The sequence below is a fragment of the Streptomyces sp. NPDC050548 genome (assembly GCF_044457385.1).
GTDB lineage: Bacteria > Actinomycetota > Actinomycetes > Streptomycetales > Streptomycetaceae > Streptomyces.
Map to the genome: position 1 here is coordinate 309,752 of NZ_JBITGV010000009.1, position 17,657 is coordinate 327,408.

Consider the following 17,657-nt stretch of genomic DNA (forward strand, 5'->3'; position numbering starts at 1 on the left):
TCACTCCCACGTGTAGAACCCCTGTCCCGTCTTGCGGCCCAGTTCACCGCGGGCGACCTTGTCGCGCAGCAGCTGCGGCGGAGCGAAGCGCTCGCCGAGGGTGGAGTGCAGGTATTCGGCGATGGCCAGCCGTACGTCGAGACCGACCAGGTCGGTCAGGCGCAGCGGCCCCATGGGGTGCTTGTAGCCCAGGCTCATCGCGTCGTCGATCGCCTCCGGCTCGGCGACGCCCTCCTCGACCATGCGGATCGCCTCCAGGCCGAGCGCCAGCCCGAGGCGGCTGCTGGCGAAGCCGGGCGAGTCCTTGACTGTCACGTCCTTCTTGCCGAGGGCGTGCGTCCAGTCGAGGGCGGCTCCGACGGTGGCGGCCTCCGTGCCGGGCGCGACGACGATCTCGACGAGCGCCGAGGCGGGCACCGGGTTGAAGAAGTGCATGCCCAGGAAGCGACCGGGCCGGGTGAGCGCGGCGGCGAGTTCGGTGACCGACAGGGAGCTGGTGTTGGTGGCAAGGACGGTCGTCGCCCCCACCGCCCGCTCGGCCGCCGCGAGCACCCGGGCCTTGAGCCCGGCGTCCTCGGGGACGGCCTCGACGACGAGGTCGGCGTCGGCGGGCAGCCCGTCGACCGCGTCGGCCATGGTGACGCGGTCGAGCACCTGCTCCGCGGGCTCGCCGAGCAGGCCGCGCTCGGCGGCCCGCTTCAGTCCGGTCGCGACCCGGTCCAGCGCGGCGGCCGAGGCCTGCTCACCGCTCTCCACGACGGTCACGGACGACCCGGCGGCGGCGAAGGACTGCGCGATACCGGCGCCCATCCGGCCGCCGCCGATGACTCCTACAACTGCTGGCGCGGAATGGGGTGTTGGGCTCATGCGCGGCTACTCCTCTTCTCCAGGCCCCTCTTATTCAAGAAGAGTGTCATCCGGTCCTTCTTGTCCTGCCCCTCGAAGAGCACGGCCTGCGCGAGGTCGTCGGCGATCGGGTGGGCGCCCGGCGAATCGACCACGAGCTTGGTGAGCCGCAGCGCGGTGGCCGAGGACCGGGCCATCCGGTCGAGCAGCGCGTGCGCCTCGTCCAGCAGCTTCTCCGCCGGTACGACGTCGATGACAAGCCCTGCGGCCAGCGCCGCCGCCGCGTCTAGGTTCCGTCCGGCGAGCAGCACCTGCTTGGCCACCGACTCACCGACCAGCTCGGGCAGCCGCCAGCAGGCACCGGCCGCGGCGAGGATCCCGAGGCCGGGTTCCGGGTTCCCGAAGACGGCGTCCGGACCGGCGATCCGCAGATCACAGGCGTACGACAACTCCGCGCCGCCGCCCAGTGCCCATCCGTCCACCGCCGCGAGGGTCGGCATCGGCAGTCGGCGTACGCGCTCGAACAGCCGGCTGTTGATGCCCTGCAGAGCTTCGTCCCGCCCGCGCTCCAGCAGCTCCGCGATGTCGGCGCCGCCCGCGAAGACCCCGCCGTGACCGGTGAGCAGCAGCAGCTTCGGGTCGTGCTCCAACTGCTCGCAGACGGCGTGCAGTTCACGGATCATCAGCCCGCTGATGGCGTTGCGGGCGTCGGGGCGGTGCAGGGTGACGACGACGCGGTCCGCGCGCTCGTCGACGCGGAGAGTCTCGTACGACGTGGGGGCGCTCACACCCGCTCCACGAGCATCGCGACGCCCTGGCCGACACCCACGCACAGCGTGGCCAGACCCCGGCGACCGTCCTCCCGCTCAAGGCGACCGAGCAGCGTGAGCAGGATGCGGGCGCCGGAGCAGCCGAGGGGGTGGCCGAGGGCGATGGCGCCGCCGTCGGCGTTGACCTTGTCCTCGTCGAGCTTGAGGCGACGCGTGACCGCGAGCGCCTGCGCGGCGAAGGCCTCGTTCAGTTCTACGGCGTCCAGGTCGCCGGTTCCCCATCCGGCGCGGGCGAGCGCCTTCTCGGTGGCGGGGACCGGGCCCAGACCCATGAGGTGGGGCTGCACTCCGGCCGAGGCGGAGGTGACGATCCTGGCCCTGGGGGTGAGTCCGTGACGTCGGACCGCCGCCCCGCTCGCGACGACCAGGGCGGCGGCGCCGTCGGACAGCGGCGAGGAGGAGCCGGCGGTGACGATGCCACCGGCGCGGAAGATGGTGCGCAGGGAGCCGAGCTTCTCCAGCGTGGTGCCGGGGCGCGGGCCCTCGTCTCGGGTGACTTCCCCGTCCTTCACCGCGACCGGCACGATCTCCCGGTCGAAGTGGCCCAATTCCTGTGCGGCGACGGCCCGTTGATGGCTGCGCAGCGCGAAGGCGTCGGAGTCGGCGCGGGTGATGCCGTCGAGCGCGGCGACCTCCTCGGCCGTCTCGCCCATGGACAGGGTGTCCTGGGCGGCGAAGCGCGGATTGGTGAAGCGCCAGCCCAGTGAGGTGTCGTGCACCTCCCCCGGCTTGGCCCACGGGGTGCCGGGCTTGGCCATGACCCAAGGCGCCCGGGTCATCGACTCGACACCGCCGGCGACGACGAGGTCCGCCTCTCCGGCGCGTATCGCCTGCGCGGCCGAGGCCACGGCGGTCAGTCCCGAGGCGCAGAGCCGGTTGACGGTGTAGCCGGGCACGGTGTGCGGCAGCCCCGCCAGCAGGACGGCCATCCGGGCCACGTCCCGGTTGTCCTCGCCGGCCTGGTTGGCGGCGCCGAGGATCACCTCGTCCACCTCCTCGGCCGGAATCCCGGCCCGGCGGACCGCCTCGCCGACGACCAGCGCCGCCAGGTCGTCGGGCCGTACGGAGGCAAGGGCGCCGCCGTAGCGGCCCTGCGGGGTGCGGGCCCCGTCGATCAGATAGACCTCGGCGGAGGAGGGCTCGGAGCTGGTCAGGGGCATGCGTTCCACCTCTTGACAGGCAGTGGTGATGCTGGATTACTTGGCCGTGCCGCACGCTAACCGAATGTTCGGTCGGTCCACAAGGTGGTGGAAAATGACGCAGGCCACGAACACGGCCCCCGGTCCCACGGAGAAGATGTTCGCCGCGGACGAGGCGTCCCGGGCTCTCGGTATCGAGCTCGTCGAGCACGGCGAAGGGACCGCCGTGCTCCGTATGACCGTGACCCCGGCCATGGTCAACGGACACGGGACCGCCCACGGCGGCTATCTCTTCCTGTTCGCCGACTCCGCCTTCGCCTGTGCCTGCAACAGCCACGGCCCGGTGACCGTGGCCGCCGCGGCCGACATCGACTTCGTCGCCCCGGCGCACGAGGGTGACGTCCTGGTGGCGACCGCGCGCGAGCGCACCCGGTTCGGCCGCAGTGGGATCTACGACGTGAGCGTGGTGCGCGGCGACCAGGTGATCGCGGAGTTCCGGGGACGGAGCCGCAGTATCGACAGCACGAGGACGAAGGAGTCTCCATGAGCAGCGACCCGAAGGCCCCGGTGGCCGAGAGCCCACGCCTGGGCGAACCGCTGCCCGAAGCGCTGCTGGACGCCGCCGAGCGCCTCACCCGCGAGGAACTGCGTGCGCACCAACTCGGCCTGCTCCAGGCCACGTTGCGGCACGCGTACGACAACGTGGAGCTGTACCACCGCAAGTTCGACGAGGCCGGGGTCAAACCCGGCGACTGCCGCACCCTTGAGGATCTGGCCCGGTTCCCCTTCACCACCAAGGCGGATCTGCGGGAGACGTACCCCTTCGGCATGTTCGCCGTCCCCATGGACCAGGTCCGCCGCGTGCACGCCTCCAGCGGCACCACCGGCCGCCCCACGGTCGTCGGCTACACGGAGAACGACCTCTCCATGTGGGCGGACGTGGTGGCCCGTTCGATCCGCGCGGCCGGCGGCCGTCCCGGCCACAAGGTCCATGTGTCGTACGGCTACGGGCTGTTCACCGGCGGTCTGGGCGCGCACTACGGCGCCGAGCGCGCGGGCTGCACCGTGATCCCCGCCTCCGGCGGCATGACCGCCCGACAGGTGCAGATCATCCAGGACTTCGAGCCCGAGATCATCATGGTCACCCCGTCCTACATGCTGACCCTCCTCGACGAGTTCGAGCGCCAGGGCATCGACCCGCGCACCAGCTCCCTCAAGGTGGGCATCTTCGGCGCCGAGCCGTGGACGGAGGAGATGCGCCGCGAGATCGAGGAGCGCATGGACATCCACGCGGTCGACATCTACGGCCTGTCGGAGGTGATCGGCCCTGGGGTGGCGCAGGAGTGCGTGGAGACCAAGGACGGCCTGCACGTCTGGGAGGACCACTTCTACCCGGAGGTCGTCGACCCGTTCACCGACGAGGTGCTCCCCGACGGCGACAACGGCGAGCTGGTCTTCACCTCCCTCACCAAGGAGGCGCTGCCGATCATCCGCTACCGCACCCGTGACCTGACCCGGCTGCTGCCCGGCACGGCCCGCCCGGCCTTCCGGCGGATCGAGAAGATCACCGGCCGCAGCGACGACATGATCATCCTGCGCGGGGTGAACGTCTTCCCCAGCCAGATCGAGGAGATCATCCTGCGCACCCCCGCCGTCGCCCCGCACTTCACCATCCAGCTGACCCGGCGCGGCCGGATGGACCACATGACGGTCCGCGCCGAGGCCCGCCCCGGCGCCGGCCCCGAGCAGCGGACGGCCGCGGCGGCCGCGATCGGCAAGGGCGTCAAGGACGGTGTGGGCGTGACCGTGGACGTGGAGATCGTCGACCCCGAGACGCTGGAGCGCTCGGTGGGCAAGATCCGCCGGGTCAAGGACCTGCGGGAGCAGTGACGTCCGTGGGGGGGGGGGGGGGGGGGGGGGGGGCGGGGGCCCCCCCCCCCCCCCCCCCCCCCCCCCCCAACTCCCCTCCCCCACAGGCCACATGACCGTCCCGAGTACGATGATCGAGAGCTTGTCCCGATCCGTCCGCTCGGCACGATGGAGTTGCCATGACGACCGACCCGCAGTCGGCCCCGCAGATCGACACCGGCAAGGCCCATCCCGCGCGGGTCTACGACTGGCTGCTGGGCGGCAAGGACAACTACCCGGTCGACGAGGCCGTGGGGGAGAAACTGCCGCCCGAGGCGAAGGACGCGGCCCGGCAGAACCGTCAGTTCATGCACCGCGCGGCGACCTGGCTGGCCGGCCGGGGCATCGACCAGTTCCTGGACATCGGCACGGGCATCCCCACCGCGCCCAACCTGCACCAGATCGTGCAGCGGACGGTGCCGGCCGCGAAGGTCGTCTACACCGACAACGACCCGATCGTGCTGCGCCATGCCGAGGCGCTGCTGATCAGCCACCCCGACGGGGTCACCGACTACATCCAGGCCGATGTGCGCGAGCCCGAGGCGATCGTCGAACACGCCCGCCACGTCCTGGACTTCGGCCGCCCGATCGCCCTCTCGCTGATCGCGCTGATGCACTTCATCCCGGACGAGCAGGATGCCCACGGCATCGTCCATGACCTCGTCGCCACCATGCCGTCCGGCAGCTATCTGGTCCTGTCGCACGCCGCGTCCGACCTCTACCCCGAACTGGCCGCGCAGGTCACCGCCGAGTACGCCAAGGGCGGCATCAAGCTCGGCTTCCGCACCCGCCCGGAGGTCGCCCGCTTCTTCGACGGCCTCGACCTGGTGGAGCCCGGCCTGGTGACGGCGACGGAGTGGAACCCCCCGACACCGGGCGAGACCCCGGAGGGCAGCGGGATCTACGCGGCGGTCGCGCGGATCCCCTGAGCCCTCGCACCTACCGTGCTGTCAATGCGCGGTATCGGTCTGCCATACGACGCCGCCGTCGGTCGCGATGACCATGTTGCCGTCCTCCAGCACCTTGAGGGTCGCCCCGGCGGCGCCTCCCGTGTTGCTGGCCCACACCGGTTGCGTCTGGGCGTTGTAGACCACCAGGTTGCCGTCCGCCTGGAACACCGCCGTGTTCCCCTCGCCCGAGGTCTGGCTCGCCCAGTGCGCGGTGCCGTCCTGGTCGTAGAGCACCAGGTTGCCGTCCGTCTGCATGATCAGCCTGGAGCGGACGGTCTCCAGAACCTTCCCGGGGTCGAAGGTGAAGGGCGGCTTCACCACCAGGGCGTCGGGCAGCTTGGCCGCGCCCGTGCCGGACGCGGAAGGAGACGCCGTCGCACCGCTCGCGGACGGACTGGCCGACGTGTCGGCGGCCCGGCTGGAACTCGCGGACGGTGAGGCGTGGGCGGAGGTGGAGTCCTTGTCCTGGAAGGCGTGGGACACCAGCAGTGAGGCGGTGCCGGCGACGACCAGTGAGGCCGCGCCGACGGCGGCCCACAGCGCGCGGCGCCCGCGTCGGTTTCCGCCACTGTCCGGCTGCGCAGGCGGATAGGGACCGTAGGCGCCCGGCGCGGGGGTGTCGAAGCCCGCCTCAGGGGCGAGGAGCGTGACGGCGTGGGGCTGCCGGGCGCTGTCCAGGGTGGCCGTCAGCGCGTCCGGAGCCAGGGAGACCGCACCGCCCCCGAGGTCGACGACGGTCGCGGCCCGCTCCCGGTCCGTCAACGAGCCGACGGCGAGGGCGCGTTGGTAGGCGGGATGGTGGACGAGGTCGGCCTCGGCCCGGGCGAGTTCGATGATGCGCTGCGGGGTGGGGCGCTGCGCGGGATCGCTGCGCACGCAGGCCTCGATCAGCTCCGCGACGCCGGGGTCCACGCCCGCCAGGTCGATCTCCCCGTGCACCGAGCGGTAGGACACGGCCGCGAACGGCCCGTCCCCGTAAGGGGGTCGGCCGGTGACGGCGAACGCCAGGGTGGCGCCGAGGGCGAACACATCCGCCTCCGGACCGGTCCGGCCGCCGGTGAAGGTCTCCGGCGCGATGTATCCGGGACTGCCCATCGCGCTGCCGGCCTGCGTGAGGTTGGACGCGTCGGTGGACCTGGCGATGCCGAAGTCGATCAGCTGCGGGCCGGTGGCGGAGAGGATGACGTTGTGCGGCTTGAGGTCGCGGTGCCACACACCGCGGACGTGGATGGCGTCAAGCCCCTCGGCGAGGGCGGCCAGCATGACCCGGGCCAGGTCCGCGGGGAGCGGTCCACCGCTCACGACGGCGGCGTGCAGTGTGGGCCCCGGCACGTACTCGGTGGCCAGCCAGTACGGCGGTGTGTCCAGCTCCGCGTCGATGAGCGAGGCCGTGTAGGCGCTGCGGACCGTGGCCAGGGTCTCCACCTCGCGGCGGAACCGGCTCAACGCGTGCTCGTCGTGCCGGAGTTGGTCGTTGATCACCTTCACGGCGGCGGGACGGCCGCCGGGCGACCGGGCGAGGTACACCGTCCCCATCCCGCCCTCGCCGAGTCTGCCGACCAGACGGTAGCGGCCTATGTGCGAGGGGTCGGACCCATCGAGCGAAAGCACGGAACATGTCCTCCTTGAGCGGGCCCGACGATCACCGGGTCCACCGTGAGGTCGACGCGGCCGGGCTCCGACCCGACATCCTAGGGGTGCGATCACCGACGTCAGGCCAACAACCCGCCATCGGCCGACAGTTGCCCGTGGATGTCCTCGTGCAGGTGCACGACGAGCCAGCGCCCGTCGGGACCGGCACGCCGTAGGACCGCCGTGATGCGGGCCAGTTCCGGCGGCGCCGCACGGTAGTCGACCCGTAGCCAGTAGCGGGCCACCGCCAAGTCCCCGAAGACGTCGACGACTTGGTCGTAGGCCGTGAGGCCGGTCTCGTCGGGGCCGCCCTCGGAGGTGGGGCGGCCGTCCCGGACCCGGTTCAACTCCGTTCTGCCGCGGATGAGTTCGCGGGTCGCCGAGTCCCAGATGGTGGCCTCGGGGTCGAGGAAGGAGTCGATGCGCTCCCGGTCGCCCGCGGTGTAGCCCTCGTACATTCCCGTGATCACCGTCCACACCTCGGCCAGTTCGGCGGGCGCGCCACCCGGGCGGGCACCGCCGTCGGCGGCGGGACGGGCGGAGGGGGGCGGTGGAGCGGGCATGGCGGATCCTTGGGGTGGGTGACTGGTGGAGCGGGGTGGCCCGGGTCGTCGGTCAGGGAAGGACGACCAGGTTCCGTGGCCTGCGGTTGAGGCGTTCGCCGCCCGTCTCGGCGCAGATCACGATGTCCTCGATCCGCGCTCCGTACCGGCCGGGCAGATAGATGCCGGGTTCGACGGAGAAGGCCATGCCGGGCGCGAGCGGGAGCGGGTTGCCGGCCACGATGTACGGCTCCTCGTGGCTCTCCAGTCCGATGCCGTGTCCGGTGCGGTGGATGAAGTGCGGCCCGTATCCGGCGTCGGTGATGATGTCCCGTCCCACGGCGTCGAGTTGACTTGCCGTCAGACCCGGTCGTACGGCGTCGGTCTGGGCGCGTTGGGCGCGCAGCAGCACGTCGTGGAGGCGGCGGAACTCGGCGGGCGGCTCGCCGACCGCGTATACGCGCGTGGAGTCCGAGCAGTAGCCGTCCCGGGTCGTACCGCCGATGTCGACCACCACCGGGTCTCCGGGGCTGATCGCGCGGTCGGAGAGTTCGTGGTGCGGGCTTGCGCTGTTGGGGCCGGAGCCGACGATGACGAAGTCGGCCCGCACATGCCCCTCGGCGACGATGGCGTCCGCGATGTCCCGGCCGACCTCGCGTTCGGTGCGTCCGGCCCGCAGCCACTCCCCCATGCGGGCGTGCACCCGGTCGATGGCCGCACCGGCCAGGCGCAGGGCGTCCGCCTCCTGCGGGGTCTTGCGCATCCGCAACCCGTTGAGCACCGCCCCGGCCAACTCCTGCTCCGCGCCCGGGAGTACGGCGCGGAAGGCGAGGGACTTCTCCGCCCACATGCGGTTGTCGACGCCGACGCGGGCCGTCCGGGCGGGCAGCCGGGCCGCGACGAGCGCGTACGGGTCGTCGGTCTCGTGCCAGCCGGTGATCTCGATGCCGAGGTCACCGGCCGGGGAGGCCCGGGCGGCGGGTTCCTCCAGGGCCGGGACGAGCAGGAAGGGGTCGTCGTCGACCGGCAGGACCAGGCAGGTCAGCCGCTCCAGCGGCAGGGCGTCGTAGCCGGTCAGATAGCGCAGGTCGGCTCCGGGCGAGATCAGCAGGGCGTCAAGACCGGCCCGGGCCGCCGCCTCCCGGGCGCGGTGGAGGCGGTCGGCCGGGTAGAGGCTCGTGAGTGGTGCGGCCGGGTGGCGGGGGTGGTCGCCGTCGGGCGGCGGGGTGGCGGACATCGGCTCTCCGTGAGGTTCGGCGCGAGGCTCGGCGTGCGGTCTGCGGGACGATCTGCGGGCGAGGTTCCGCCGCGTGCGGAAGGGAGCCCCGGGCACACGGACGGCGGGCAGGGCACCGCGATCAAGCGCTGCCCGGGTGGAGCGGCGCCGCGCGCGAGCCGCGAGGGGTGCGGATCGGCGTTGCGGCGAGCGCACGGCCCCCGCCGCCCCTCCCGATCACGCCGCGTACAGACGACACGCGACACCCCCCGCGATCAGCTGCGGTTCCTCGCGGTCGCAGCCGTCGAAGGCCTGGGGGCACCGGGGGTGGAAACGGCAGCCGCTGGGCGGTTCGGCGGGGTCGGGGACGTCGCCGGGGAGTTCGGCGGGCAGCACACCCGCTCCGTCCGGCTTCGGTACGGCGGCCAACAGGGCGCGGGTGTAAGGGTGTCGGGGTTCGGCCCAGACCTCGGCGGTGGGTCCGGTCTCCACGATCCGCCCGAGGTACATGACCGCGATCCGGTCCGCGATCAGCCGTACGACGGACAGGTCGTGGCTGATGAACAGCAGTCCGGCGCCCGACTCGACGGCCAACGACCGCATCAGCGTGGCCACTTGGAGCTGGGCGGAGGCGTCGAGCGCGGAGATCGGTTCGTCCCCGACGAGCAGTCGGGGCCGGGCGGCGAGCGCGCGGGCGATGGCGATGCGCTGCCGCTGGCCGCCGGAGAACTCCTGCGGATAGCGCTCGGCGGCCTCCGCCGGCAGGCCGACCCGGGTCAGCAGGTCCTCCGGAGTCGCCCCGTCCACCGCCTCCCCCCGCCCGGTCGCGGTACGGATGCCGTCGGCGATCTGCGCGCCCACCCGGCGCCGGGGGTTGAGGGAGCCGTAGGGGTCCTGGAAGACCATCTGGACGCCGGTGAGGGCGGGATCGCGGCGGCGGACGCGCAGGGGGCGTACCGGTGTGCCGTCGTAGGTGATCCGCCCTTCCGCGGCCGGGGTGAGGCCGCAGACCGCCCGGGCCAGGGTGGACTTGCCGCAGCCCGACTCGCCCACCAGGCCCACGACTTCGCCCGCCCGCACCTGGAGGCTGACCCCGGCGACGGCCCGGGTGGGCGAGGCGCCCGGCCGGTGGTACTGGACGACCAGGTCGTCGACGGAGAGGAGGGGGGTCATACGGTGCTCCTTCCGGGGAGCGCGTCCAGGAGCTGGCGGGTGTACTCGTGCCGCGGCTCGGTGAGGACCCGGCCGCGCGGGCCGGTCTCGACGACCAGGCCGTGGCGCATCACGCTCACCTCGTCGGCGATCGCGGACATCACACCGAGGTCGTGGGTCACCAGCAGGACGGCGAGGCCGAGTTCGTCGCACAGGCCGCGCAACAGCCGCAGTACGCCTGCCTGCACGGTCACGTCGAGGGCGGTGGTCGGCTCGTCGGCGATCAGCACCTTCGGCTCGCAGGCCAGCGCGATGGCGATCGCGATGCGCTGCCGCATCCCGCCGGAGAACTGGTGCGGGTAACGCCCCAGCGCCTCACGGGGGTTGGGGATGCGGACCTGGGTCAGCAGCTCGGCGGCCCGCTCCTTCGCCGCCTTGCGGTTCAGCTTCAGGTGGTGGCGCAGATGGTCGGTGAGCTGGTGTCCGATGCTGAGCATCGGGTGCAGGCTGGTGGACGGGTCCTGGAACACCATGCTCACCGATCGGCCGCGCAGCGCGGCCAGTTGACGGGGCGGCAGGGTCAGCAGGTCGGTGCCCTCCAACTCGATCCGGCCGCCGGTACGGGCGCCCGGCGGCAGCAGACCGAGCGCCGCGAGCCCGGTCATCGTCTTGCCCGAACCGCTCTCCCCCGCGAGCCCATGCACCTGACCGGGCCGCACCGCGAGGTCGACTCCGCCGAGGATGCGACGGCCGCCGAGGTCGAGGGTGAGGCCGCTGATCTCCAGCACATTGCCGGCGGTCATCCGACACGCTCCTTCTCCGCGCCGATGGTGCGGGCCGTGCCGGGGTCGAGGGCGTCCCGGAGCGTGTCGCCGAGGAAGTTGAAGGCGAGCACGACGGTGAGGATGGCCAGGCCCGGGAAGACCCCGATCCACCACTTGTCGAACTGCTGGGTGCCGTCCGCCACCATCGCGCCCCACTCGGCGGTCGGCGGCTTGGCCCCGAGCCCCAGGAAGGACAGTCCGGACAGCAGCAGGGTCGCCGTACCGATGTCGAGGGTGGCCAGGACGAGCAGCGGTCCGAGGACGTTGGGCAGAATGTCGACGCGCAGCGAACGCCAGGCGGAGAAGCCCAACAGCCGTCCGCTGAGCACGAATTCACGGTTGCGCAGTCCCATCACCAGGCCCCGGGTGACGCGTGCGTACGACGGCCAGGACACCACCAGGACGGCCAGTACCGCGTTCTGGAGGCTGGCGCCGAGCGCGGCGGCGACCACCATCGCGAGGATGACGGTGGGGAACGCGAACACCAGGTCCGCGATCCGCATCACGGTCTCGTCCACCCAGCGTCCGAAGAACCCGGCGCAGGCTCCCAACACCCCGCCGACCAAAAGGGACATGGCCACCAGCAGGAGGGCCAGGGGGATGGAGACCCGGGCGCCGTACAGCACCCGGCTCAGCACGTCCCGGCCCAACTCGTCGGTGCCGAACCAGTGTCCGGCGCCTGGAGCGGCCAGCCGGGGCAGGTTCTGCGCGAGGGGGTCGTGCGGGGCGAGCAGCGGGGCGGCGACCACGATCAGCAGCCAGAACACGGCGACCAGGCCGCCGGTGACGGCGAGGGGGCGGCGCCAGGCGGGTGGCAGGCGTCGTAGGAGGGAGAACTTCACTCGCCCTTCAGGACTGCCCTTCACTGGACCCTCACCCTCGGGTCGATCACGCCGTACAGGACGTCCACGGCGAGGTTGACGGTCAGGTACACCAGGCCGACGACCAGGCCGACGCCCATGACGGCGGGCAGGTCGAGGGTGGTCGCGCTGCGGTAGGCGTAGGCGCCGAGGCCCGGCCAGGCGAAGATCGACTCGACCAGGACGGTGCCCGAGAGGAGGGCGCCGAAGGCCAGTCCGGCGACCGTGACGACGGGCACGAGGGCCGCGCGCAGGACGTAGTGGAAGAGGACGGTACGGCCGGGCAGGCCTTTGGCGCGGGCCGCGCGGACGTAGTCCTGGTTGAGGACCTCCAGGACGGCGGAGCGGGTGAAACGGGTGAGCAGGCCGACCGTGTACGCCGTCAACACCAGTGCGGGCAGGGCGAGATGGCCCACCGCGTTCCAGAACACCGGCCACTGGCCCGCGAGTGCCGCGTCGACCGTGTAGAGGCCGGTGACATGGGGTGGGGCGGTCATGCCGGGGTCGAGGCGACCGCTGCCCGGGGCCCAGCCGAGTCGGTAGAAGAAGATGTAGAAGGCGAGCAGCGCCAGCCAGAACGTCGGCACCGACACGCCCAACAGGCTGACGACCCGCAGGAGTTGGTCGGTGAAGCGGTCCCGGCGCAGCGCCGCCACGACGCCGAACGCCACGCCCACGATCAGCGAGACGACGATCGCGGCCCCGGCGAGTTCCAGGGTGGCGGGGACGGCGGTGGACAGGTCGGTGAGGACCGGCTGATGGCTCTGCTGGGACTCGCCGAGGTCGCCCTGGAGCAGGTTGCCGAGGTAGGTGACGTACTGGACGGGCAGCGGTTTGTCCAGGCCGTTCGCGTGCCGCCACTGCGCGACGATCGCCGGGTCGCCGATCGCCCGCTGGCCGAGGTTGGCCGCCGCCGGGTCGCCCGGGACGAGGTTGGTGAGGACGAACGTCACCAGGGTCACGCCGACGGCGAGCAGGACGGCGGTGGCGGTACGGCGGAGGAGGAAGCGGGCCAGGGGGTGGCGGGCGAGGAGCCGCCTGCCACCCCTTGTGTCCCTACTTCGTGCCCAGCGCGGCGACATCGATCGTCCATACGGGGTTGTAGGCGACGCCGGTGACGGACGCGGCGTAGACCGTGTTGCGGCTCGGCTGCATCAGCGGGATGAAGGGGCCGTCGGTGTTCAGCTTGGTCTGTATCTGCTCGTACAGCGTCTTGCGGGCGTCGTCGCCGATCGTGGTGGCGGCCTTGTCGCCGAGCGCGGTGAGGGCGGGGTCGGCGCCGGCCTTCCAGCCCGCGCGCAGGCCGACCAGGTTGCCGGGCAGGAAGGTCAGGTAGTCGCTGGGGTCCGGGTAGTCCGGGCCCCAGTACCAGAGGCCCAACTGCTCTTTTCCGTTGCGGTAGTTGTCCAGTTCCGTGGTGGTCGGCGCGGGGGCCAGCGTGACGGTGATGCCGACCTCCTTCAGCTGGGCCTGGACCCGTTCGGCGAGTGTCTGCAGGGACAGTCCGTCGACGGTCAGGTCGCTGGCGTAGCCGAGCGTCACGGACGGCTTGGCGATGCCGCTCGCCTTCAGGGCCGCCTTCGCCCCGGCGAGGTCGCGGCCGGCGGCCGCGGAGGCGGGCAGGGCGCCGAGGAAGGTCGAGGGGATGATCCCGGCGGGCTGGACGGAGCCGCTGCCGGCGAGCGAGAGCAGGCTCTTGTAGTCGATGCCCTTGCGCACCGCCTCCGCGAACTTCGCGTCGGCCGTCGTGGAACTGACCTTGGTGTTCCGGTTGAGCAGCAGGAAGATCACGTCCGAGGACGCGCCGCTGTCCACCTTGAGTCCCCCGGCGAGCCCGGTGACCTGGTCGGAGGTGAGGTCGAGGGCGATCTGGCTGTCGCCGCGCTGGACGTTCAGCTTCTGGGTGGGGGCCTGGACGTTGCGGATGACGATCTTGTCGTAGGTCGGCTTGTCCGCGCCCGTGTACTTGGGGTTCTTCGCGAGGACGACCTCGGTGTTGGTGTTGAACGAGGTCAGCGTGTACGGACCGGAGCCCGCCGACGTGGTGTTGAGGTACTTCTCCGCCCCGTCCGTCGAGGTCGCCGAGCCGCCGTGGGCCTGGACGGTCTTGGCGCTGAGGATGCCGAGCGCGGGGTTGGGGAGGATGAAGGGCAGGGCGGGGTTGGCCTTCTTCGACACCAGGGTGACCGTCGAGGCGTCCGTCTTGGTGACCGTCACGCCGTCGAGGAGGAACGACGGGTTGCCCTTGAGCGCGATCACCCTGTTCAGCGAGAACACGACGTCGTCGGCGGTGACCGCGCTGCCGTCCGCGAACTTCGCGCCGGACCGCAGATGCAGGGTGAGCGTCCTGCCGTCCGCGGACTGCTCGTACGAGGAGGCGAGGCCCGGCACCGGCTTGGTGACGTCGGAGCCCTTGAAGGTCAGCAGCGTCTCGTAGAGCGCCTTGTCCACGATCTGCCCGGTCGGCTCGAACTCACGGCCCGGGTCGGCGGTCTTCAGGTTGAACGACGTGTCGACGACCAGGGTCTTGCCGGCCGAGGAACCGGAGGCGCTCGTACCGCCGGAGCAGGCGCTCAGGGCGAGCGCCGCGACCGCGACGAGGGAGAGTGCCACCGGGTACGACCCGGCACTGGATCTGGGCATGCGTGCCTCCGTGAGCAGGGCGGAGCGGAAGAAGGCGGGGCGGGAACGGACGGGCACCGGGAGGGGACCTGGACGATTCGCCGTTAGGGTGGGCTGAAACTAACCAGGACTTTCGGCCGACGGGATCACCGCGAGACGAAATGCAACGGAGAGGCGCGAACATGGAAGATCTGTCGACTCCGGAGACCCCTCCCGAACGCCGCTCTGGACGGATCGGCATCGGCCTTGCCCTGGATTCGGTGCATTTCAAGATCCTGGATGTACTGCGCACCCAGGGCCGTATCTCCGTCGCGGCCCTCGCGGAACGCGTCGGTGTCTCGCGTGCGAACGCCTACACCCGCCTCGAAGCCCTGCGTGCCGACGGTGTGATCAACGGCTTCAGCGCCCGCGTCGACCACAACCGGGTCGGTCTTGAGATCTGCGCCCTGATCTTCGTCACGGTCCGCCAGGAACTGTGGAAGCAGTTCCGCACGGCGCTCGCCCAGATGCCGGAGGTGGAGTACTGCGCCGTCACCACCGGACAGCACGACGCCATGATCCAGATCCGGGTGGCCGACGTCACCGCCGTGCACCGCCTGGTCACCGACCGGCTGTCCACGATCCCCGCGGTCCGCGCCACCGAGACGGTGATCATCCTGGACGAGGTGCTCCGCCGCCCCTACGTCCTGCCGTCCGCGCCCCGCTCCGGCGAGACGACGACCGGCGCTCCGCAGGACGCCTCGGGCACGAGCCAGTTCGGCATGACCCGCTTCATCCGCGCCGCCGAGGGCCGGGCCGACCTCCAGCGCACCTCCGATCCGGAGGACTGACGGGCACGGACTCCGTGCGCCCCGGCCGCTCACGCCCGGGGCATTGTCAGTGGTGGCAGGCAGGATGAGGTCATGACTACAGCAGCTGCAGTGATCGTGGATGCCGCCGGCTACGCGCAGGCGGTCGAGGACGCGGTGAAGGCGTCGGCCGCCTACTACACCGGGGGCACCTCGGCGCTGGACGACGACTCCTACGACCGGCTGGTGCGCGGTATCGCCGCGTGGGAGGCCGACCATCCCGATCAGGTGCTGCCCGACTCCCCGTCCGGGAAGGTCGCCGGCGGCGCGGTCGAGGGCGATGTCCCGCACACGGTGGCGATGCTGAGCCTGGACAATGTGTTCTCCCCAGAGGAGTTCACCGCCTGGACCGTCTCGCTGGCCCGAAGAACCGACCACGAGATCACGCGCTTCAGCGTCGAGCCGAAGCTCGACGGCCTGGCGATCGCGGCCCGCTACGTCGACGGTCGCCTCACCAGGCTGATCACCCGCGGCGACGGGACGGCCGGGGAGGACGTGTCCCACGCGATCGGCACCATCGAGGGCCTGCCCGCAGAGCTGACCGAGCCGGTCACCGTCGAGGTGCGCGGCGAAGTCCTCATGACCACCGCCCAGTTCGAGCACGCCAACGAGGTCCGCACCGCGCACGACGGACAGCCGTTCGCCAACCCGCGCGGCGCCTCGGCGGGCACGCTGCGCGCCAAGGAGCGCGCCTACACCGTGCCGATGACGTTCTTCGGCTACGGCCTGCTGCCGCTCGCCGACACGGAGGCGGGACTCGCGGAGCGGCTGGGCGAGCTGGCGCACAGCGAACTCATGGACCGGACCGCCGAGTTGGGCGTCAACACCACCGCCACCACACCCGTGCCCGGCATCACCGCCGACACGGTCGAGGAGGTGCTGAGCCGGGTGCGGGAGATCGCCGCGCTGCGGGCCGGGCTGCCGTTCGGGATCGACGGGATCGTCATCAAGGCCGACCTCGCCGCCGACCAGCGGGCCGCCGGGGCGGGCTCGCGGGCCCCGCGCTGGGCGATCGCCTACAAGCTCCCCGCCGTGGAGAAGATCACCCGACTGCTGGAGGTGGAGTGGAACGTGGGCCGCACCGGCATCATCGCCCCGCGCGCCGTCCTGGAACCGGTGGAGATCGACGGGGCCACCATCACCTACGCCACCCTCCACAACCCGGGCGACATCACCCGCCGCGATCTGCGTCTGGGCGACCACGTCATGGTCCACCGGGCCGGCGATGTCATCCCGCGCGTCGAGGCGCCCGTCGCGCATCTACGGACCGGCGAGGAACAGCCCATCGCCTTCCCCGAGGTGTGCCCGCGCTGCGGTTCCGGCATCGACACCAGCGAACTGCGCTGGCGCTGCGAACAGGGCCGCAACTGCCACCTGGTCGCCGCCCTGTCCTACGCCGCCGGCCGCGACCAGCTCGACATCGAGGGCCTGGGCCACACCCGCGTCGTCCAGCTCGTCGAGGCGGGCCTGGTCGCCGATCTCGCCGACGTGTTCGCCCTGACCCGCGAGCAACTCCTGGACCTGGAGCGGATGGGCGAGACCAGCACGGACAACCTCCTCGCCGCCATTGTCACGGCCAAGGGGCAGCCGCTGTCCCGGGTGTTGTGCGCGCTCGGGGTACGCGGCACCGGCCGGTCAATGTCACGCCGTATCGCCCGGTACTTGGCCACCATGGACAACATCCGCGCCGCCGACGCGGAGACGATGCAGAGGGTCGAGGGCATCGGCACCGAGAAGGCACCCTCGATCGTCGCCGAACTCGTCGAACTGGCCCCGCTCATCGACAAGTTGGCCGCCGCCGGGGTCAACATGACCGAACCCGGCGCGACGCCGCCGACGCCCGTGACGGACGAGGCGGCGGCCGAAGGCGACGGCACGCTGGACGCTGATACGGGTGCGGGTGCGGGTGCGGCCACGGCGGACGGTCCGCTGGCCGGGATGGCGGTGGTCGTCACCGGCGCGATGACCGGCCCGCTGGAGAAGCTGAGCCGCAACGAGATGAACGAACTCGTCGAACGTGCCGGTGGCCGCTCCTCCTCCAGCGTCTCCAAGAAGACCACCCTGGTCGTCGCGGGCGCCAACGCGGGGTCGAAGCGCGCCAAGGCCGAATCGCTCGGCATCCGGCTGGCCACCCCCGAGGAGTTCGCGGTCCTGATCGCCGACTACCTCGGCTGAGGGAACGAACCGGGCCGGTCGGCCGTCCTTCATGGTGTGCGGCCCCGGCCGGTCTCCCCCGTCCGGTCGGGGCCCCTTTCACTCCCAGGAGCGACCTCCCGCACTCCGCGACA

Annotated in this window: 16 protein-coding genes; 5 read left to right on the forward strand and 11 right to left on the reverse strand. The window is 71.8% G+C overall.

Translation table 11 applies throughout. The features are described from left to right. From ACIBJH_RS25935 to ACIBJH_RS25945, 3 genes are read right to left on the reverse strand one after another with little or no spacing between them, the layout of a single operon-like run. Nucleotides 1-867 carry a 3-hydroxyacyl-CoA dehydrogenase family protein gene (locus ACIBJH_RS25935; protein WP_399119240.1) on the reverse strand — a complete coding sequence of 289 codons (867 nt, stop codon included), beginning with the start codon at nt 865-867 and terminating at the stop codon, nt 1-3. Beyond that, nucleotides 864-1,634, reverse strand: coding sequence for an enoyl-CoA hydratase/isomerase family protein (locus ACIBJH_RS25940; protein WP_399119241.1), 771 nt, complete (start codon nt 1,632-1,634; stop codon nt 864-866). Before ACIBJH_RS25940 ends, ACIBJH_RS25935 begins: the two co-directional genes overlap by 4 nt. Continuing rightward, nucleotides 1,631-2,836 (reverse strand): thiolase family protein, encoded by a 1,206-nt coding sequence (locus ACIBJH_RS25945; protein ID WP_399119242.1) that lies wholly within the window; start codon nt 2,834-2,836, stop codon nt 1,631-1,633. The genes ACIBJH_RS25940 and ACIBJH_RS25945 overlap by 4 nt, the downstream gene beginning before the upstream one ends. A 94-nt stretch (nt 2,837-2,930) precedes the next feature. On the opposite strand from ACIBJH_RS25945, the gene paaI reads away from it, so the two are divergent. The 3 genes from paaI to ACIBJH_RS25960 all read left to right on the forward strand — a co-directional run bounded on the left by paaI (nt 2,931) and on the right by ACIBJH_RS25960 (nt 5,652). Then, a complete protein-coding gene (gene paaI / locus ACIBJH_RS25950) occupies nt 2,931-3,362 on the forward strand; it encodes a hydroxyphenylacetyl-CoA thioesterase PaaI (RefSeq protein WP_399119243.1) in 432 nt (143 codons plus the stop codon). Continuing rightward, the gene (gene paaK, locus ACIBJH_RS25955) at nt 3,359-4,705 is read left to right on the forward strand and encodes a phenylacetate--CoA ligase PaaK (RefSeq protein ID WP_399119244.1); all 1,347 of its coding nucleotides are present in this window, start codon (nt 3,359-3,361) and stop codon (nt 4,703-4,705) included. Before paaI ends, paaK begins: the two co-directional genes overlap by 4 nt. Before the next feature lie 158 nt (nt 4,706-4,863). Beyond that, nucleotides 4,864-5,652 carry an SAM-dependent methyltransferase gene (locus tag ACIBJH_RS25960; RefSeq protein WP_399119245.1) on the forward strand — a complete coding sequence of 263 codons (789 nt, stop codon included), beginning with the start codon at nt 4,864-4,866 and terminating at the stop codon, nt 5,650-5,652. 21 nt (nt 5,653-5,673) lie between these two features. Here ACIBJH_RS25960 and ACIBJH_RS25965 read toward each other — a convergent pair whose 3' ends face one another. The 8 genes from ACIBJH_RS25965 to ACIBJH_RS26000 all read right to left on the reverse strand — a co-directional run bounded on the left by ACIBJH_RS25965 (nt 5,674) and on the right by ACIBJH_RS26000 (nt 14,542). Then, entirely contained in the window at nt 5,674-7,284 is a 1,611-nt protein-coding gene (locus tag ACIBJH_RS25965; RefSeq protein ID WP_399119246.1) for a protein kinase, read from the reverse strand. A 101-nt stretch (nt 7,285-7,385) separates the two neighbouring features. Continuing rightward, entirely contained in the window at nt 7,386-7,868 is a 483-nt protein-coding gene (locus tag ACIBJH_RS25970) for a DUF4440 domain-containing protein (RefSeq protein ID WP_399119247.1), read from the reverse strand. Nucleotides 7,869-7,920: 52 nt separating this feature from the next. Then, nucleotides 7,921-9,084, reverse strand: coding sequence for a M24 family metallopeptidase (locus tag ACIBJH_RS25975; RefSeq protein WP_399119248.1), 1,164 nt, complete (start codon nt 9,082-9,084; stop codon nt 7,921-7,923). Between the two features lie 216 nt (nt 9,085-9,300). Then, on the reverse strand, nt 9,301-10,236 hold the full coding sequence (locus tag ACIBJH_RS25980; protein WP_399119249.1) for an oligopeptide/dipeptide ABC transporter ATP-binding protein: 936 nt from the start codon (nt 10,234-10,236) through the stop codon (nt 9,301-9,303). Further along, the gene (locus ACIBJH_RS25985) at nt 10,233-11,018 is read right to left on the reverse strand and encodes an ABC transporter ATP-binding protein (RefSeq protein ID WP_399119250.1); all 786 of its coding nucleotides are present in this window, start codon (nt 11,016-11,018) and stop codon (nt 10,233-10,235) included. Before ACIBJH_RS25985 ends, ACIBJH_RS25980 begins: the two co-directional genes overlap by 4 nt. After that, entirely contained in the window at nt 11,015-11,881 is an 867-nt protein-coding gene (locus tag ACIBJH_RS25990) for an ABC transporter permease (protein WP_399119251.1), read from the reverse strand. Before ACIBJH_RS25990 ends, ACIBJH_RS25985 begins: the two co-directional genes overlap by 4 nt. A gap of 20 nt (nt 11,882-11,901) precedes the next feature. Next, nucleotides 11,902-12,981: an ABC transporter permease gene (locus ACIBJH_RS25995; RefSeq protein WP_399119252.1), complete on the reverse strand. Its 1,080-nt coding sequence runs from the start codon at nt 12,979-12,981 to the stop codon at nt 11,902-11,904. Then, a complete protein-coding gene (locus ACIBJH_RS26000) occupies nt 12,956-14,542 on the reverse strand; it encodes an ABC transporter substrate-binding protein (RefSeq protein ID WP_399119253.1) in 1,587 nt (528 codons plus the stop codon). The genes ACIBJH_RS25995 and ACIBJH_RS26000 overlap by 26 nt, the downstream gene beginning before the upstream one ends. Before the next feature lie 161 nt (nt 14,543-14,703). Between ACIBJH_RS26000 and ACIBJH_RS26005 the strand changes: the two genes are divergently transcribed. Continuing rightward, nucleotides 14,704-15,351, forward strand: a complete 648-nt coding sequence (locus ACIBJH_RS26005) for an Lrp/AsnC family transcriptional regulator (RefSeq protein ID WP_399119254.1) — start codon at nt 14,704-14,706, stop codon at nt 15,349-15,351. A 72-nt stretch (nt 15,352-15,423) separates the two neighbouring features. Then, entirely contained in the window at nt 15,424-17,544 is a 2,121-nt protein-coding gene (ligA, locus tag ACIBJH_RS26010; RefSeq protein ID WP_399119255.1) for an NAD-dependent DNA ligase LigA, read from the forward strand. Nucleotides 17,545-17,657: the final 113 nt, after the last annotated feature.